The sequence below is a fragment of the Vibrio sp. 10N.261.55.F4 genome (assembly GCF_041470465.1).
Lineage (GTDB): Bacteria > Pseudomonadota > Gammaproteobacteria > Enterobacterales > Vibrionaceae > Vibrio > Vibrio crassostreae_C.
Genome location: NZ_JBFRMM010000046.1, coordinates 6529 through 7043, shown reverse-complemented (window position 1 = coordinate 7043; position 515 = coordinate 6529).

The window sequence follows — 515 nt, the reverse complement described above, 5'->3', positions numbered from 1 at the left end:
TTTACTTTAATTGGTATAAAGACACCGAGCCCCTGCACTTCATGCTATTCCGGCACATATCAGAAAGCCTAGTCTGACGACTAGGCTTTCGTCGTTTCCTGCGTATGTGTTTTGGGTTTTAGTAGTAGATCCTTATCGCTAGCTATGAAGTACTTCTCTATATATCGGGAGGTGCTGCTTGGGAATATAGGTGGTCACTTCTAACTCTTAAGCTAAATAGAGCAGAGCACTAATCTGATTGTTTTACTATGTGAAATTCTCTATCGCGTACGTACTTCGCCCTAAGGAGTGAGACTTTATTGCTTGAATACGTAAAGGGTAATTGCCGATTATGTTCGTATTGGTACTCGTTTAGCTGCTATCTAAACCATACCTGATACACGTATCTGGAACCCTGAGACTGACTAAGGAAAAGGTAGGATGCTTAACACTTCAAGCTATCACACTCACTATGCATAAATAGAGATGTTGACTTGAAATGACCATCAAGCAAACTTATCTCGTTATCTCGTTAT